Origin of the sequence: Arhodomonas sp. KWT2 (assembly GCF_041949875.1) — a bacterium.
Lineage (GTDB): Bacteria > Pseudomonadota > Gammaproteobacteria > Nitrococcales > Nitrococcaceae > Arhodomonas > Arhodomonas aquaeolei.
This window is the reverse complement of record NZ_JBHFPQ010000048.1, coordinates 104,947-121,400: the sequence shown is the minus strand read 5'-3', so window position 1 is coordinate 121,400 and position 16,454 is coordinate 104,947. Positions and strand designations below refer to the sequence as shown.

The 16,454-nt window shown below is 70.6% G+C and carries 14 protein-coding genes; 2 read left to right on the top strand and 12 right to left on the bottom strand.

All coding sequences use genetic code 11. The features are described 5' to 3' along the window. Positions 1 to 786: 786 nt before the first annotated feature. The 3 genes from ACEZHJ_RS12340 to ACEZHJ_RS12330 form a co-directional block, all read right to left on the bottom strand. Positions 787 to 1,941, bottom strand: a complete 1,155-nt coding sequence (locus ACEZHJ_RS12340) for a patatin-like phospholipase family protein (protein WP_375036558.1) — start codon at positions 1,939 to 1,941, stop codon at positions 787 to 789. A 66-nt stretch (positions 1,942 to 2,007) separates the two neighbouring features. Beyond that, positions 2,008 to 3,237, bottom strand: a complete 1,230-nt coding sequence (locus tag ACEZHJ_RS12335) for a CaiB/BaiF CoA transferase family protein (protein WP_375036557.1) — start codon at positions 3,235 to 3,237, stop codon at positions 2,008 to 2,010. Between the two features lie 130 nt (positions 3,238 to 3,367). Next, positions 3,368 to 4,549, bottom strand: coding sequence for an acyl-CoA dehydrogenase (locus ACEZHJ_RS12330; RefSeq protein WP_375036556.1), 1,182 nt, complete (start codon positions 4,547 to 4,549; stop codon positions 3,368 to 3,370). A gap of 201 nt (positions 4,550 to 4,750) precedes the next feature. Here ACEZHJ_RS12330 and ACEZHJ_RS12325 point away from each other — a divergent pair, with 201 nt between their 5' ends. Together ACEZHJ_RS12325 and ACEZHJ_RS12320 are read left to right on the top strand one after the other, a co-directional pair. Then, positions 4,751 to 5,239 carry a MarR family winged helix-turn-helix transcriptional regulator gene (locus tag ACEZHJ_RS12325; protein WP_018718768.1) on the top strand — a complete coding sequence of 163 codons (489 nt, stop codon included), beginning with the start codon at positions 4,751 to 4,753 and terminating at the stop codon, positions 5,237 to 5,239. Positions 5,240 to 5,399: 160 nt separating this feature from the next. Then, on the top strand, positions 5,400 to 6,212 hold the full coding sequence (locus ACEZHJ_RS12320; RefSeq protein ID WP_163139591.1) for a hypothetical protein: 813 nt from the start codon (positions 5,400 to 5,402) through the stop codon (positions 6,210 to 6,212). 307 nt (positions 6,213 to 6,519) lie between these two features. Here ACEZHJ_RS12320 and ACEZHJ_RS12315 read toward each other — a convergent pair whose 3' ends face one another. From ACEZHJ_RS12315 to ACEZHJ_RS12275, 9 genes are all read right to left on the bottom strand, one after another. Beyond that, complete coding sequence (locus ACEZHJ_RS12315; protein ID WP_375036555.1) at positions 6,520 to 7,248, bottom strand: SDR family NAD(P)-dependent oxidoreductase; 729 nt, start codon at positions 7,246 to 7,248, stop codon at positions 6,520 to 6,522. After that, a complete protein-coding gene (locus tag ACEZHJ_RS12310) occupies positions 7,245 to 8,393 on the bottom strand; it encodes a zinc ribbon domain-containing protein (RefSeq protein WP_375036554.1) in 1,149 nt (382 codons plus the stop codon). The genes ACEZHJ_RS12315 and ACEZHJ_RS12310 overlap by 4 nt, the downstream gene beginning before the upstream one ends. Further along, on the bottom strand, positions 8,390 to 9,556 hold the full coding sequence (locus tag ACEZHJ_RS12305) for a thiolase family protein (RefSeq protein WP_018718773.1): 1,167 nt from the start codon (positions 9,554 to 9,556) through the stop codon (positions 8,390 to 8,392). The genes ACEZHJ_RS12310 and ACEZHJ_RS12305 overlap by 4 nt, the downstream gene beginning before the upstream one ends. A gap of 10 nt (positions 9,557 to 9,566) precedes the next feature. Next, positions 9,567 to 11,186: an AMP-binding protein gene (locus ACEZHJ_RS12300; RefSeq protein ID WP_375036553.1), complete on the bottom strand. Its 1,620-nt coding sequence runs from the start codon at positions 11,184 to 11,186 to the stop codon at positions 9,567 to 9,569. A gap of 12 nt (positions 11,187 to 11,198) precedes the next feature. Beyond that, on the bottom strand, positions 11,199 to 11,690 hold the full coding sequence (locus ACEZHJ_RS12295) for an aromatic-ring-hydroxylating dioxygenase subunit beta (RefSeq protein WP_018718775.1): 492 nt from the start codon (positions 11,688 to 11,690) through the stop codon (positions 11,199 to 11,201). A gap of 14 nt (positions 11,691 to 11,704) precedes the next feature. Then, on the bottom strand, positions 11,705 to 13,030 hold the full coding sequence (locus ACEZHJ_RS12290; RefSeq protein WP_163139583.1) for an aromatic ring-hydroxylating dioxygenase subunit alpha: 1,326 nt from the start codon (positions 13,028 to 13,030) through the stop codon (positions 11,705 to 11,707). A gap of 17 nt (positions 13,031 to 13,047) precedes the next feature. Then, on the bottom strand, positions 13,048 to 14,025 hold the full coding sequence (locus ACEZHJ_RS12285) for a PDR/VanB family oxidoreductase (RefSeq protein ID WP_375036552.1): 978 nt from the start codon (positions 14,023 to 14,025) through the stop codon (positions 13,048 to 13,050). Between the two features lie 92 nt (positions 14,026 to 14,117). Next, complete coding sequence (locus tag ACEZHJ_RS12280) at positions 14,118 to 15,131, bottom strand: TRAP transporter substrate-binding protein (protein ID WP_018718778.1); 1,014 nt, start codon at positions 15,129 to 15,131, stop codon at positions 14,118 to 14,120. Positions 15,132 to 15,157: 26 nt separating this feature from the next. After that, a complete protein-coding gene (locus ACEZHJ_RS12275) occupies positions 15,158 to 16,447 on the bottom strand; it encodes a TRAP transporter large permease (RefSeq protein ID WP_018718779.1) in 1,290 nt (429 codons plus the stop codon). Positions 16,448 to 16,454 lie beyond the last annotated feature (7 nt).

Here is a 16,454-nt window from a genome sequence, read left to right as displayed (position 1 = left end):
GCCCACCGCGCACCGCTTTGATCGCCTGCATTCGCAGCGCGTGCATCGCCGCCTTGTCAATTGTGCGGCCATCGTTGGAGCGTTTGCATCTCATGATGCAAAACCTAACACATCATGGCTTTACTTTCTTTAAGGTTAGTAACAGTGATTAGATGGCGCGCACGGATATTCAATAAACGTGCGCGCACGATATTGCACTCTGTGCGCTTGCGCGCTCTCATGTAACCCACTGATTTTATTGATCGTTAGTTTCCGCACCGCCAGAGGCGCCGCAATATCGTGCTTGCAGTTTGCGTCCGCGCCATTGGTACTGTACGTACGCCCCGTATTCGACATGGGGGTGATGTCATACCCTCGGCACGCGGCTCCGGCCGATGGACCGGTTCCGCCGGACGGTTGCGGGTAAAGCGCTACAGCATCCGTAAGGTGAGGAGCTACTACTGCCACTGGATACGAACAGTGGTCGGGCTGCGAGCGCGGATATCCAGCGACCGTGTGCGCACGAATGTTGGATGGCGATGCCACGATCGACCGGCGGAAAGACTGCGTTTTCAAAGGAAACGAGACGCCCGAGCGTGAGTAGCGCCTGCGATATCGTGCGTACGGCGTGACGTCCCGGAACTGGCCGCGGCGGGAGGATGTGTCCGTGAGCTTGCGGTAGGAGGGCATATTCCGCCGCTCGGACATTGAGCGTGCCCCGGTGTCCATACCCTATCCCCCATTCCTTCGAATCCGTTCTGGGAATCAGCCTGCTACGGCATGCATGCGGCTGTCCAGCCCTGTTGCTTATCGGCTTCCCCACCAGCGCGCGAGGTAATGTCGCAGGGCGTCGGTGATTCCGGTTGGTCTGGTTTCCGTGGCCTTGCCCTGTCCGGTTCCGATGATGCCGTTCGCAAAGTCCGCGGTGGTCAGTAGCTCGTTCGTGTTCGCGCTGCTTTGCCAGTGGCTGGCGAATCCGTCGTCGTCCGCCACGGCGCGGCGGCCGAGCTCGCCGAGGCGTTCGACGAATTCGGCGAGGGGATAGGCGGCGTCGGAGAGGTCACCGGTGTTCGTCAGGCGGATTTCGTGGAGGCGGAACGGCGGGCTGCCGTTGGCGGTACGGCAGGCGTCGAGCTCGAGGCTGAGGGTGGTGTTCTGCACGATCTCTTCCACCCGCTGACGGATAGGCCCCTCGGATTCGGGGACGGTGTCGTTGTCCGGGGCGACGAGGCGCACGAGCACGATGTCGGTGCAGCCCTGGCGCAGCAGCGGCGTCAGGGGCGGGTTGCGGGTGTAGTAGCCGTCCCAGTAGGCACCATCGCCGATGCGCACGGCGTCGAAGACCATGGGGTGCGCCATGGAGGCGAGCACGGCGCGGGCGGTGAGCGGGTGGGTGCGGCCGCGCCCGTCCGGCGTGTCGAGGAGGCGGCGGGGGCGGGGGTCGTTGCTGAACAGGTGCGCCAGCCCGGAGTGGACCTCGGTGGCGGCGACGGTGACGAAGGGGCGCCGGGCCGGCAGGGCCGCGGCGTCCGGGTCCTCCACCAGCGTGGGGGCCGCGGCCGCGGCGAGGTCGCGGATCATGTCCAGGGCCACGCCGCGGAAGTGGCTCATGGGCATGGCCTTGGGCACGCCCAGTGCCTCCAGGTGGCGGTGCAGGCCGATGAGCAGGCCCAGGGCCTCGTCCGGGACGAAGCGCAGGGCGTGGTAGCGCTCGCGGAGGAGGTCCTCCATGCGGTTGAGCCGCCAGAAGGCGTCGAGGTAGGTATCCGGGGCGATACCGTCGTGGATGGCGCGGGCGAGCAGCGCGGCGTTCAGGGCGCCGCCGGAGGTGCCGGTGACGGCGTGTATGCGCCCGGGCGGGATTGGCCCCTCCGGCCGGATCAGGGCCGAGAGGACGCCGGCGGTGAATGCGGCGTAGGCCCCGCCGCCCTGGAGCGCCAGCCCGATGCGTGCGCCGCCCATGGCACCTCCCTATCGTCCTGCCCGCCCCACTCGTATCACATCCTCCGCAGGGGCGACAGCGCGGGATCAGCCCTGGACGATGCCCGCCTCCACCAGCCGGGCGATGGCGGCGGCGTCCAGGCCGAGCTCGTCGGCGAGCACGGCGCGGGTGTGCTCGCCGAGCTGCGGCGGTGCGGCGGCCGTGCGCGGCGGCGTGGCGCTCATGCGGATGGGGCAGCGCACGAGGTCCACGTGGCCGCCGGCCTCGTGGGGCACGCGGACCTGCATGCCGCGGTGGCGGACCTGGGGGTCGGCGAACACGGCGTCCATGGTGTTGATCGGCCCGCAGGGCACGCCCGCGGCCTGCAGCGCGCTCACCCACTCCGCGGTGGCGCCGCGGGCCAGGCGCTCGGCGATCACCGGCACCAGCTCGCCGCGGTGGGCGACCCGGGCGGTGTTGGTGGCGAAGGCCGGGTCGTCCGCGTAGCCCGCCAGCCCGGCGACGTCGCAGAAGCGGCGGAACTGGCCGTCATTGCCCACGGCGAGGACCATGTGCCCGTCCGCGGTGGCGAAGACCTGGTACGGCACGATGTTCGGGTGGGCGTTGCCGGCGCGCCGGGGGACGGTCTCGCCGACGAGGTAGTTGCTGGCCTGGTTGGCGAGCATGGAGACCTGCACGTCCAGCAGCGCCATGTCGATGTACTGGCCCTCGCCAGTGCGGTCGCGGTGGCGCAGCGCGGCGAGGATGGCGGTGCTGGCGTACACGCCGGTGAACAGGTCCGCCACGGCGACGCCCGTCTTCATGGGCTCGGCGCCGGGGCTGCCGTCGGGCTGGCCGGTGAGGCTCATCAGCCCGCCCATGGCCTGGATGAGCACGTCGTAACCCGGGCGGCTGGCGTAGGGGCCGTCCTGGCCGAAGCCGGTGATCGAGCAGTAGACGATGCCCGGGCTGGTGGCCGCCAGGCTGTCGTAATCGAGCCCGTAGCGCGCCAGCCCGCCGACCTTGAAGTTCTCGATGACCACGTCCGAGCGGGCGGCGAGGTCGCGGACCAGCGCCTGGCCCTGCGGGTCCGCCAGGTCGACGGCGAGGGAGCGCTTGCCGCGGTTGGCACAGAGGTAGTAGGCGGATTCGCGGGTGGGCGTGCCCGCGGCGTCGGCGAGGAAGGGCGGGCCCCAGCCGCGGGTGTCGTCACCGGTGCCGGGGCGTTCGACCTTGATGACCTCCGCGCCCAGGTCCGCGAGCAGCTGGCCGCACCACGGGCCGGCGAGCACGCGGGAAAGATCCAGCACGCGGATGCCGGTCAGTGCGCCTGTCACTTGCTCTGTCACCTGTTCGCCCTCTTCGCTCCACGGGACCGGACCAGGGGATCGCGGGAGACTCGCCGCGACCGCGCCCGCCATGACCACCCGGGCACCGGGGACACGGCATCCGCCGTGCCCCCAGCGCTCACCCGGTGAACGCCTGGATCCCCGTCTGCGCCCGGCCCAGGATCAGGGCGTGGACGTCGTGGGTGCCCTCGTAGGTGTTCACGGTCTCCAGGTTCGCCATGTGGCGCATCACATGGTACTCCTCGGAGATGCCGTTGCCGCCGTGCATGTCCCGCGACTGGCGGGCCACGTCCAGCGCCTTGCCGACGTTGTTGCGCTTGATCAGCGACACCCCCTCCGGCGCCCAAGTGCCCTCGTCCATCATCCGGCCGACGCGCAGAGCGGCCTGAAGGCCCAGGGTGATCTCGGTCTGCATGTCGGCGAGCTTCTTCTGCACGAGCTGGGTCGCGGCCAGCGGCCGGCCGAACTGCCTGCGCTCCAGGGTGTACTCGCGGGCGGCGTGCCAGCAGAACTCCGCCGCGCCCATCGAGCCCCAGGCGATGCCGTAGCGCGCCTTGTTGAGGCAGCCGAACGGCCCGCCGAGGCCCTGGCCCTCCGGCAGCAGGTTCTCCTCGGGCACGAAGGCGTCGTCGAGCACGATCTCGCCGGTAATGGAGGCCCGCAGGCTCAGCTTGCCGTGGATCGCGGGGGTCTCGAAGCCGTCGGTGCCGCGCTCGACGATGAAGCCGCGGATCCTGCCGTCGTGGGCCTCGGACTTCGCCCACACCACCGCGATGTCGGAGATCGGACTGTTGGTGATCCACATCTTCTGGCCGGTGAGCCGGTAGCCGCCGTCCACCGCCCGGGCCCGGGTCTTCATGCCGCCCGGGTCGGAGCCGTGGTCCGGCTCGGTGAGGCCGAAGCAGCCGACCATCTCGCCGGTGGCGAGCCGGGGCAGGAACTTCTGCTTCTGGGCCTCGCTGCCGTAGGCGTGGATCGGGTGCATCACCAGCGAGCTCTGCACGCTCATCGCCGAACGGTAGCCGGAGTCCACGCGCTCGACCTCGCGGGCGATGAGCCCGTAGGCCACGTGGCTGACGCCCGGGCCGCCATACTCCTCCGGGACGGTCGGGCCGAGCAGGCCGAGCTCGCCCATCTCAGTGAGGATCTCCCGGTCGAAGCGCTCGTCGCGGTAGGCACTGATCACGCGGGGCTGGAGCTGCTCCTGGCAGTACTCCCGCGCCGCCTCGCGGACCATGCGCTCTTCCTCGGTGAGCTGCTGGTCGAGCAGGAACGGATCGTCCCAGACAAACGCATTCATCGCTGTTCTCCTGCGGGTAGGCGTGCCGGTAGTGTGGCACCGGGCCGGTCATTTGAGAAAAATTGGTTACTACTGGTATCGATCACTTTTCGTTATCCCTGATCGGTGACACATACATAACCGGGCTGTGAAATACTTAGACATAAAATACTTCTCCGGGGTACCCTGTAGCGAACGAGTCAGGGAGGCACCGGAGACACCATGAAGGACGCGCCCGCCGACGACACCGATCCCCGTAACAAGAAGGTACTGCGGCTGTGGTTGCGGATGCTGCCGGCCGTCGGGCTGGTGGAGCAGCAGCTGCGCAGCCGCTTCCGCGAGCACTTCACCATCACCCTGCCGCAGTTCGACGTGCTCGCGGAGCTCGAGCGGGCGGATCGCCCCCAGACCATGTCGGAGCTCTCGCGGCTGCTGCTGGTTTCCAGCGGCAACGTCACCGGGCTGGTGGACCGCCTGGTGCGCAGCGGCTACGTCAACCGCCGCCCCTGCCCGGACGACCGGCGCGTGCAGTGGGTGGAGCTCAGCGACAAGGGGCGCGCGGAGTTCGACACCATGGCCCGGGCCCACGAGGCGTGGCTGGTGGAGCTGTTCGATGAGCTCTCCGATGCCGAGGTGGACGAGCTCAACCGCCTGATGGCGCGCATGAAGCTCGCGCTCAAGCACCGCCTCGACGTCGACGAGGTCGCCTGACGCCGACACGGTGAGGCGCTGGCGCGAGCAATCGCGAGCAGGCGCGGGAACCGACGTACGGTTCACCGCCCTATCCGAGAACGCGCATACTCCGACCTAGGGAAAGGGCGCATGCGCGGAATCCTTGCGGATTCCGGCCGGCGTAGCGGAGCGCCATGGAATGACCACCACACCGAACCCGGGCGTCTCCGGCCGCGGCGTCGCCTTATCGTATATCCGCTTTTTATCCGATAGTGCGACCGGCTACACCGTATTGCTGCTGCTGGGGCTCGCCGCGGCAACGGAAACCCCCGTTCTCGGGGTGGCCATCCCCGCCCTGCGATCCTGCCCTCCCATCGACGCGGAGGGCGCAGCCTCCACCTTCGGCTGCCTTAGCGCGGAGACCCTGGTGGGCCTTTATCTGCTCGCCTTTCTCCTGGCCACTCCCCTGGGGCTGACGCTCAACGCGGCCAGCTGGTTTCTGGTGGGCTGGCTGGAGAAGTGGGCGGTCGGGTTCTCCTGGGGAAAACGCGCCAGTTTTCCGTTCGCCATGACGAACCACTCCTTCAATGTCGATCGGTGGCAGGAGATGCTGAAACTCGAGCGCAGTGACGTCTGGGCCACGGCCGAGAACCTGGAGAACGTGCTCATGGTCTTCTTCCCCGCGTTCCTTGCCTGCTATGAGCACGTCAATGGCATACGCCTGCTCACCCGCAACCTAGGCCTTATCTTCACCGTCGCGGCCGTCGTAGCGCTCTGTGGGGGTGAGTGCGTGGGGGCCGCCGTCTTCGCCGTAGCGGCCGGCAGCTCTCTCTCGCTGAATGCCATGATCGCGTTCCACTACAGCTGTGCCATTTTGAACGGCGCCTGTCTCATTTGCCTCGCCAATAATCCATATCTCGGATCCGATCTGGAGCGCGAATGTGGGGCCGAATCCCGCCTTCGCCTCATCGAGCGCACGCGCCTCGCCACGGCCCGTGGAGATGATCGCTAGCCCCAAGGAAGTTTGGCGTGGGTTCGTCACGGCGGGTCGGTCGGGCACGGCCACAGGCCGTGGGCGACGCCCCGAGCATTCCGGGCCAAGAACGTCGCACGCCCGCGGCGCGCGACCTACCCGAGCTGGACAGGTGGTTATCGCTGAATAGCGGCGCGCGCTTCGCGCTTGGCGATTCCCCGATCTCCCGTAGGTCGGCTGCGCCTGGCAGCCGACATTCCCCGTTCCAGCGCGTCGGCTTCGACGCCTCAAGGGGGCGAGTCCACGTGATTACTGGAAAACCACACGGAAGCTTGGCGCAGGTGCGTTACAGGGGCAGACCACCCAGACTGGTGCCGCCGCAGACGTAGAGCGTCTGCCCGGTGATGAAGCCGTTCTCCGGCGCGGCCAGGAAGGCCACCGCCCGCGCCACGTCCGCCGGCTCCCCGAGGCGGCCGACGGGCACGCCCTCCGCCAGCCGCGTCTCGCGCTCGCTGCCCGCCGGCACCACGCCGTGGAACATGTCCGTGCTGCGCACCGGCCCCGGAGCGACCACATTCACCGTGATCCCGTCCCCGGCGAGCTCCAGCGCCCAGGTCCGCGCCATGCCGATCATCCCGGCCTTGGTCGCGGAGTAGCTGGTCCGCGTCTGCAACCCCTGCGCGGCCCGCGAGGACAGCAGCACCACGCGCCCGAAACCACGCTCGCGCATGGCCGGCAGGGCCGCCTGCACCAGGGTGATGGCGGCACCGAGGTGGAGGTGGGTCAGCGCGTCCAGGTCCTCGCCCGCGACCTCGTCCAGCAGCGCCGCGCGAATCACCCCGGCGTTGTGCACCACGGTGGTCACCGGATGGCGCGCCGCCACGTCCGCGGCGACCCGGGCCGTGGCCGCCGGGTCCATGAGGTCCACGGGGACGCTCTCCAGGCGCTCGTGGTCGATGTCGCTGGCGCGGCGGGCCAGCGACAGCACGCGGTAGCCGCGCGCCAGCAGGTCCTCGCAGATGGCCCGGCCGATGCCGGCGCTGCCGCCGGTCACGATGGCGACGGGTTCGCTCATTGGTCTGCCTCCCCCATTGCGGCAAGCTCGCGTTCGAGCGCCTTGGGCTCGTCACGCCACTTCGCCAGGATGTCCTCCGCCACCGGATCGGCGGCGCTCTCCTCCACGCCGGACGCCAGCGCCGCGACCACGCCGTGGGCGAGCCGCCCGGGCGGCGCCGCCGGCAGCGCGAGCCCGTCCGGGCCGCCGTACGGACCGGCGAACACGGTGAGCACGCGCACCCCGGCGGCATGGCCGCGGGCGCGCAGGCCCTCGGTGGCGGACAGGGCCGTCGCCTGGAGGGCCGATTCCAGGCCCATCGCCGGCAGGTGGGCCCGGGCGAACACGGAGACGAGCTGGACGACGGCGCCGCCGACGGCGGCCAATGGCTCGCGCAGTGCGTCGGCCAGCGCCAGCGGCACCGCCACCGCCCGCTCCATCGCCTCGCGGCCCGCCTCCCCGGGCAGCGCGGACAGCCCCGCCGCGCCGCCGGCCCCGAGCCCGGAGACCACGAGGGCGTCGACCGCCCCCGCCGCCGCACGCACCGCGACGGGGTCGTACGGATCGGCGACGGTAGCGTGCACCTCACCGGGCTCCGGCCCGGCCGCCCCGGGATCGGCGTCCAGCCGCACCACGGCGGCCGCGCCGGCGTCGCGCAGGGCGCGGCTGACGGCCCGGGCGAGGGACGGCGTCGCCGCGTACAGGGCGATGCGCCGCCCCGCCGGATCGAACGTGAATGCCTGCATGGCGCTCCGGACCTCCTCCGCTTCGTCGTTTCCCGTTGCCTGCGCGACCAGCACGCCCTCGCCACCGCGGTCGAGCACAGCACGGACGTCCATCGTCTCCCCGGGCGCGGCCCGGCCGGCGAGGTAGGCCAGCGCCTGCGCGCCCTCGCCGAGGGAGACGGTGCCCAGGCGCAGCGGCAGCCGGGCGGCGAAGTACGGCTCGTTGCTGTGGTGCAGCCGGGTGACCGCGAGCAGCGTCCCGGCGCCGGCAACGGGCCGCCATGCCAGGGCCTCCGAGAGGCAGTGGCCGCAGACCTCCCGCGGCGGATACTGGATACGCCCGCAGTCGCCGCACACGGGCAGCTCCAGGCGCCCGCGCGCGGCCCCGGCGGTGAAGCGTCGGCCCAGCGGCCCGCGCTGGCGCGGCGGCAGTATGCTCATGGCCCGCCCTCCCCGAGGACGGCCGCGGCGGTGCACAGGCCACGGTCGTAGTTGATCATGCCGAAGCCGCTGACCAGCCCGTGGCGTGCGGCCTCGACCGGCGTGCCCGCGGCCTGACCGGTGAGCTGGCGCAGCGCCTCCACCAGGCCGATGTAGCCACCGGCGGCGCCGGCCTGGCCCACGGAGAGCTGGCCGCCGCAGGTGTTGTGGGGGAAGTCGCCGCCGACGGTGAGGTCGTGGGCGCGCACGAACGCGGGGCCCTCGCCCTTGGCGCAGAAGCCGAGGTCCTCGATCTGCATCATCGAGATCACCGGGTAGTCGTCGTAGGTCTGGAGGAAGTCCATGTCCGCGGGCCCGATCCCGGCCTGGTCGTACAGGGCGTCGCGGTCGTAGAGCCAGCCGCCGCGGTACTGCACCGGGTCGTCCGGGAAGGCGTTGTGGCGTTCGATCGCGCCGAGCACCCGCGCGTGGGGCAGGCCCAGGGCGCGGGCGCGCTCGGTGGACATCACCAGGAAGGCCTCCGCCCCCGCGCAGGGCATCACGCAGTCCAGCAGGTGGATGGGCTCGGCCACCGGGCGGGCGGCGAGGTAGTCGTCCAGGCTCATGGGCCGGCGCAGCAGGGCGTGGGGCACGGGACCGGCGTTGGCGCGCTGGCTCACCGCGATCCGCCCGAAGTCCTCCCGGCCCGCGCCGTAGGCGCGCATGTAGTGCTCGGCGATCAGCGCGAAGCTGGCATTGGGCCCGCCGGCGCCGTGGGGGTAGACGAAGTCCCGGCTCATGCTGGAGAAGTTCTGCATCAGCCCGCGGAAGCTGCCGAAGTTGGCGGTGTCCCCGGCGAGGCAGGCGACCACGTCGGCGTCGCCGCACTGCACCGCCCTGGCCGCCCGGCGCAGGGCCACCACCCCGCAGGCCCCGCCGGTGGGGATGTGCTCCAGCCAGCGCGGCGACACGCCCGCATACTGGGTGAAGCCCACCGCGGTATCCGGCGCCAGGGTAAAGCTCGAGACCGCCAGGCCGTCCACGGCCGCCTTGTCGAGGCCGCTGCGGGCCAGCAGCTCACGCAGCGCACCGGCGAGGAAGTACGCCGCCCCGTGGTGCGAGCGTTTGGTGTAGCCCCAGCTCACCGGCACCGCCACGGCGACGCCGTCGTAGCCCGTGCTCATGCGCGCCTCCTCACCGCCGTTTCTTCAGGCCGCGGGTGTCCACGCAGCACGCCTGCCCCGGCAGCTCCCGCACCAGGGCCCGGAGCTCGCCGCGCTGGACCTTCTGGGTCGGGGTCAGCGGCAGCGCCTCGACGAAGGCGACGTACCCCGGCGCCTTGTAGTACGCCAGCTGCTCCAGGCAGTAGTCGACGATCGAGGCGGCGTGCGCCTCCCGCCGCTCCGCGGATACCGTCTCCGCGGGCACGACGCAGGCGATCACCTCATCGCCGCGGATCTCGTCCGCCACCGCGCCCACCGCGACCTGGTGCACCAGCGGGTGCTGCTGGAGCACGCTCTCCACCTCCACGGCGGAGATGTTCTCGCCGCTGCGGCGGATGACGTTCTTCTTGCGGTCGACGAAATGGAGCGAGCCGTCGGCACTGCGGCGGACCACGTCGCCGGTATGGAACCAGCCGCCGGCCCAGACCTCCGCCGTGGCCTCCGGGTTCTTGAGGTACTCGCGGAAGAACCCGTGGGCCGGGTCATCGCCGGCGGCGCGCACCCAAAGCTCGCCGGGCTCGCCGTCGGGGACGTCGCCGCCGTCATCGCCGACCAGGCGCACTTCCACCGCGGGCTCCGGACGCCCGAAGCAGGACGTGCCCACGTGGCGGGGCTCGTGGTTGGCGATGACCGCCGCCCCGGGGCCGGTTTCGGTCATGGCCCAGGCCTCCAGCAGCGGGAAGCCGAAGCGCTCCTCGAACGCGGCATGGTGGCGCCGGTCCACCCCGGCGCCGAAGCCGAAACGCACGTGGTGATCGCGGTCCGCCTGCGAGGGTTCGGCGGCGAGGAGCATCGCCGGCATCACGCCCAGGTAGTGCACCACCGTGGCCCGGCTCTCGCGCACGCTCTCCCACCAGCTCCGCGGGTGGAAGCGGTCCAGCAGGATCAGGCAGCCCCCCGTGAGCACCATGGCCAGGGTGGAGAACGCCATGGCGTTCATGTGGTTCACCGGCAGCGGTGTCAGCATGCGCTCGCCCCCTTCCCGCAATGCGGCCAGGCCGCCGATGCCGGCGTACCACTCCCCCGCCCCGAGGAAGTACCGGTTCGGCAGCACGCAGCCCTTCGGCCGCCCCGTGGTCCCGGAGGTATAGAGCAGCGCGCACTCGCTGTCGCGGTCGAGCGCCGCGTCCACGGGCGGCCGCGGCGCCGGCGGCACCGCCTCGCCGGGGCTCATCACCGCGAGCCGGGTGCCGGCACGCTCCGCGGCGGCGCGGAGGTCGCCCGCACGCTCCGGCAGCGTCACCGCCAGCGCGATCTCGCTGTGCCCGCACAGGTACTCCAGCTCGGCGGCGCGCATCTCGGCGCTGATGGGCACCACGCTCACGCCGAGGCGGTTGAGCGCGAACCAGTGGGTGAGGAACGACGGCCGGTTCTCCAGCAGCAGCCCGGCGCGCAGCCCCGGGCCGTAGCCGGCGTCACGGAAGGCCCCGGCGAGGGCGTCGACCTCCGCCAGGACCGCCGCGTAGCGTCGCTCACCGGCGTCGATGCCGTAGATCGCCGCCGTCTCCGGCAGCACCTGGAGGCAGGGATGATCCGGGAACCGCGCCGCGGTATCGCGGAACGCCTCCCAGACGGTATTGGCTCGGTTCACGGCGACCTCCGCCTACAGGTAGAGCTGGACGGCCGGGTGGTTGGCATCGCAGTTGAGCAGGTTGACCCGCTTCATGCGCATGCGCAGCTCCCCGCCGTCGGCGCTGAGGTGGTGATAGGCGGTGGCGGCGTAGCGCAGCACCTCGTCGCCCCGGGCCTCGGTGTAGTGGAAGTCCGTGCGCAGGACGTACTCGCCGGCCTCCGGGTCGCGGCGCTCGATGCGCGGCTGGGCGAGCAGGTGGTGGCCGCGCACCGTGGGCCGCAGCGAAAAGGCCCGCGGGCTGTTCATGCGGCCGATACGCACCTGCATGAGTAGCCGATCGTCGTAGACCAGCGAGGTATGGTGCTCCGGGTCGGGCTGGTCGTGCTCCAGCGGGATCCAGTAGACCCCGTCCTCGGTGAACAGTGCCGACCACTCCTCGTAGCGCTTCTCGTCGAGCAGCCGTGCCTCGTGGTAGACGAAGTCCACGAGCGCCTCGTCGCTGGGTGTGTCGTGTTCGCTCATCGCCCTGCCCCCCTTCACTGGCCCCGGGACGCGCCGTCGGTCATGAACTTCCTCCAGGCGCGGAACTGGTTGCGCATGGAGATCTCGCTGGTGCCGTTATCCAGCCGCTCGGGCTCGTCGAGCTCCACCGGGTCGAAGTCCCGGTGCAGGCTGATCCACTCGTTGCCGGAGGCGAGCAGCCCCGCCTGGATGGCCTCGTAGCAGTGGAGGTCGTCGTGCCCCACCACGGAGAACGGCGAGTTGATCAGCCGCGAGTAGGTCTGCGTGCGCTGCAGCAGCTCCTCCGGCGCGCCCTTTAGCCGGAAGGTCCAGCTCTCGATCAGGGTCCGGTTGGCGCTGATCGGCCGCGCGACGCGGATCGCCTGGATGGCGCACTTGGAGGTCATGGTCGGATACAGCACGGTGTTGTGCCGCACCGTGGTCAGGATCTCGCGGGCGCGCTCGGGGCCGTACGCGGCCTCCATCGCGCGGTCGTACTCGGGCAGCCCGGAGTAGTGTGAGTGGATGCTCACCTTCTCGCCGTCGTAGCTGTGGCCGTTGTCGAACACCCGCACGCCGCCGGCGTCGAAGAACTGGTAGTCGTTCACGAAGGGCAGCAGCTGCTGGATGATCATGGGCTTGGGCGCGTCCTCGGGCTGGTCCTTCCACAGCTCCCTGGCGGTGCCCGCCGCGGACTCGTGCACGATCATCGGGTGCATGGTGTCGTTGAGGTTCTCGACGAACATCTTCCAGTTGCAGTCGTGCATGAACCGCAGGCAGCCGCCGGCGACCTCGATCTCGCCCTCCGGGGCCCGGTCGACCATGTTGTCCAGCGAGGTGATGACAGGGCCGAAGTACTCGTCGAAGTCCGGGCCCTCGTCGCTGATGCGCACGAAGATGAAGCCGCGGTAGTTGCGGACGTTATCGATGGTGACCAGGCCCTTGGCGGCCCGGCACTCGTTCAGCCGCGTGCCCTCGTAGCCCTTCTTGAACGGGATCGAGAGCAGCGAGCCGTCGGTCCTGAACGTCCAGGCGTGGTAGGGGCAGCGGAAGAACTTGCCGGTGTTGCCGCGCTCCTCGGGGGCGAGCTTCGCGCCCTTGTGCGCGCAGCGGTTCATCATCACCCGCACGCTGCCGTCGGTGTGGCGCACCGCCATCAGCGGCCGCCCGGCGATGGTGGCGGTGAAGTAGTCGCCCCGGTCGGGGATCTGGCTGTCGTGGCACAGGTAGTTCCAGGTCCGCGCGAAGAGGTAGTCCTGCTCCAGCTCGAAGAGCTCCTCGTCCAGGTACACGTCGCGGTGGACGCAGTCGTCGCCCACCAGCGACGCGATCGCTTCGGGGTTGTCGCGATACTTGCCCATTGCCTTCTCCTCCTCGTTCACAGATCCAGCACCAGCCGCTCGCCCCTGGCCCGGGAGATGCAGATCTGCATGACGCTGTTGCTCGCCTTCTCGTCGTCGCTCAGGTAGTGGTCCCGGTGGTCCACCTCGCCCTCGATGACCTCGGTGGAGCACACCCCGCACTCGCCGCGCTCGCAGTCGGACATCGGGTCCAGGCCCGCGGCCTCGGCCGCCTCGAGGATCGTCTGGTCGGCGGCCACCTGCAGGGTCACCCCGGAGGCGCGGCACTCCACCTCGAAGGCGTGATCCCCGGCCTGCGGGGCGGCCGCGGTGAACAGCTCGAAGTGCACGTGCTCCGGCGGCCAGCCCCGGGCACGGGCGCCCGCGGTGAGCGCGTCGATCATGCCCCCGGGGCCGCAGACGTAGAGGTGGTCGGCCGGGCCGTAGCCCGCCAGCAGGGCGTCCAGGTCGAGGGCGGTGTCCGGCTCGTCGTCGGCGTGCACGCTCAGCCGCTCGCCGGCGAGGGCCCGGATCTCGTCGACGAAGGCGAGCTGCCCGCGGCTGCGGCCGCTGTAGTGGAAGCGGTAGTCCCGGCCCGCGGCGGTCAGGGCCGCCGCCATGGACAGGATCGGCGTGACGCCGATGCCGCCGGCGATGAGCACGGCGCGCCCCCCGCCCTCGTGCAGCGGGAAATCGTTGACCGGCCCCTCGGCGGTGAGCCGGTCGCCGGGCTGCAGGCGCTCGTGCATGTAGGCCGAGCCGCCGCGCCCGTCCGCCTCGCGCCGCACCGCGATGACGTAGCGCTCCGGCGCCGCCATCGCCGCCGCGTCGGCACGGGTGACGATCAGCGAGTACTGCCGCTGCCCGCTGCCGCCGTCCAGCGGCAGCTCGAAGCGCAGGTGGGCGCCGGGGGTGAACCCGGGCAGCGTCCCGCCGCCGGCACGCTGCAGCTCGATGCGCCGGATCTGCGGCGTGAGCCACTCGGCGGCACGGACTTCAAGTTCCAGCTTGGTCATGGCCTCTCCCCCTGCCCGCGAAAGGTCAGCGGCAATAAACATCCAAATGAATATATTCGGACGATGGAACCCTCCCGGCTCCACCCGCCTCGCTACTCCGCGTTCAGCGCCTCGATCTGGTCGTGGAAATACGCCAGCGCCGCCTCGCCATCGACCCCACGCTCCGCCGCGGTCTCCACCCAGTCCGCGCGAACCGGCGCCAGGCGCTCGGCCAGCCGGTCGCGGGCGTCGCCGTCCAGCCGGACGAAACGCACGCCGGCGCCCCTGAGCGTCTCCCGCGCCTCGCGCGCCTTGCGGTCCCATACCCGGGCGAAGCGCCGCGCCATGGCCTCGCCGGAGAGCGCCTCGATGGCCTCGCGGTCCGCCTTGGAGATGGCGTTCCACTTGTCGCGGTTCATCACCAGGTACTGGCTGCTGTGGGCGAAGCCCCCGGGCACCGTGACCGCGGTGTCGACGTAGTCCTGCAGCCGGAAGCTGACGATGGAGTCGCTCTGGAAGAACGTGCCGTCGATCACGCCGCGGGAGAGCAGCTCGTAGCTCTGGGAGGCAGGCGCGGAGATCGGCGTCATACCCAGGCGCTGGGCGACCTCGCCGGTGGTCGCGCCGAGCACCCGGACCTTGCGCCCGGACAGATCGCCGACGCCGGCGACGTCGCCCCCGCGCAGGAAGATCTGCGCCGGGGTATTGGTCCACAGCGAGAGCAGCTTGACGCCCTCGTGCTCGTTGGCGGGCCGGAAGTAGCGCTGGTAGGTCCGCCAGTAGGCCACCGAGTTGGCCTCGGCGTCGTCGGCGAGCAGCGGCAGCTCCGCCATCCCGGTGAGCTTGAACCGCGCCGGCGTGTAGCCGTGCACGCCGAAGGCGAGGTCCGCGACGCCGTCGCGCACCAGGTCGAAGTGGGCCTCGGGCTTGGCCATCGCCTGCATGATCTCGACGGTCACGCGGCCGTCGGTGGCCTCGGCGACGTCCTCGGCCCAGGGCCGGATCATCTCCGTGACCACGTAGTGCTCCGGCGGCAGCCAGTTGGAGAAGCGCAGGGTCACGTTGCCCGCGGCGGCGGGCACGGCGGCGGCCAGCATCAGGGCGGCGGCGATCAGTCGGTTCAGCATGTTGTTCACTCCTTGCCCGCGCGGGGCTACATCATCGACGGCAGCCACAGGGTGATCGCGGGGATGAACGCGAGCACCAGCAGCCGGACGATGTCCATGAGCAGGAACGGCGTCACGCCGCGGAAGATCGTGCCCAGCCGGGTCTCCGGCAGCACGGTGTTGAGCACGAACACGTTGAGTCCGATGGGCGGGGTGATCAGGCTGATCTCGATGGCCACCACCACGACGATGCCGAACCAGATCGGATCGAAGCCGAGCCCCTGCACGATGGGGAAGAAGATCGGCACGGTGAGCAGCAGCATCGACAGGCTCTCCAGCACCGCCCCGAGCACCAGGTACAGGCCCAGTATGATGAGGATCACCGCCATCGGCGCGAGGTCCGCCGCGCTCACCCAGGCGGCGAGGTCGTCGGGCATCCCCGCGAGGTTGACGAAGTTGGAGAACACCACCGCGCCGATGAGGATCGCGAACATCATCGCCGTGGTGCGCGCGGTCTCCAGCAGCAGCCGGTAGAACGACGCCGGGGTCAGCGCCCGCCGCCACAGCGCCAGCACCAGCGCCCCGCTCGCGCCGATGCCGGCGGCCTCGGTGGCGGTGAACACGCCCAGGTAGATGCCGCCCATCACCAGCGCGAACAGCGAGAGCACGCCGCCGACGGCGCGCAGCGCACGCAGGCGCTCGCCGAACGCGAGCTTCGGGTACGGCTCGGTGGCGTCGCCGGTCCACCAGAAGTGCAGCCGCACCGCCGCCATGTAGCCGAGCACGCCGAGCAGCCCCGGCACCAGGCCGGCGATGAACAGCTTGCCGATGTTCTGCTGGGTGATGATCCCGTAGAGCACGAGGATCACGCTCGGGGGGATCAGCACGCCGAGGGTCCCGCCGGCGGCGATCACGCCGCTGGAGACCGCCTCGGAGTAGCCGTAGCGCCGCATCGACGGCATCGCCACCTTGGACATGGTCGCGGCGGTGGCGAGCGAGGAGCCGCACACCGAGCTGAAACCGCCGCAGGCGGCGACCGTGGCCATCGCCAGTCCGCCCTTGCGGTGACCGAGCCAGGCGTTGCTGGCGGCGTAGAGGTCGTCGGCGAGCCGGGCATGCACGATGAGGTTGCCCATCAGCACGAACAGCGGCACCACCGTCAGGGTGTAGGACTTGCCGGTGTCGTAGCCCACCTGCCCGAGCAGGGACAGCGCCGGGTCCACGCCGAGGATGGCGGCGACCCCGACCACGCCCACCAGCATCATGGCGAAGGCGATGGGCAGGCCGAGCACGATCAGTCCGAGCACGGCGGCGAGCCCCGGGAGCCAGTATTCCATGCCGCGC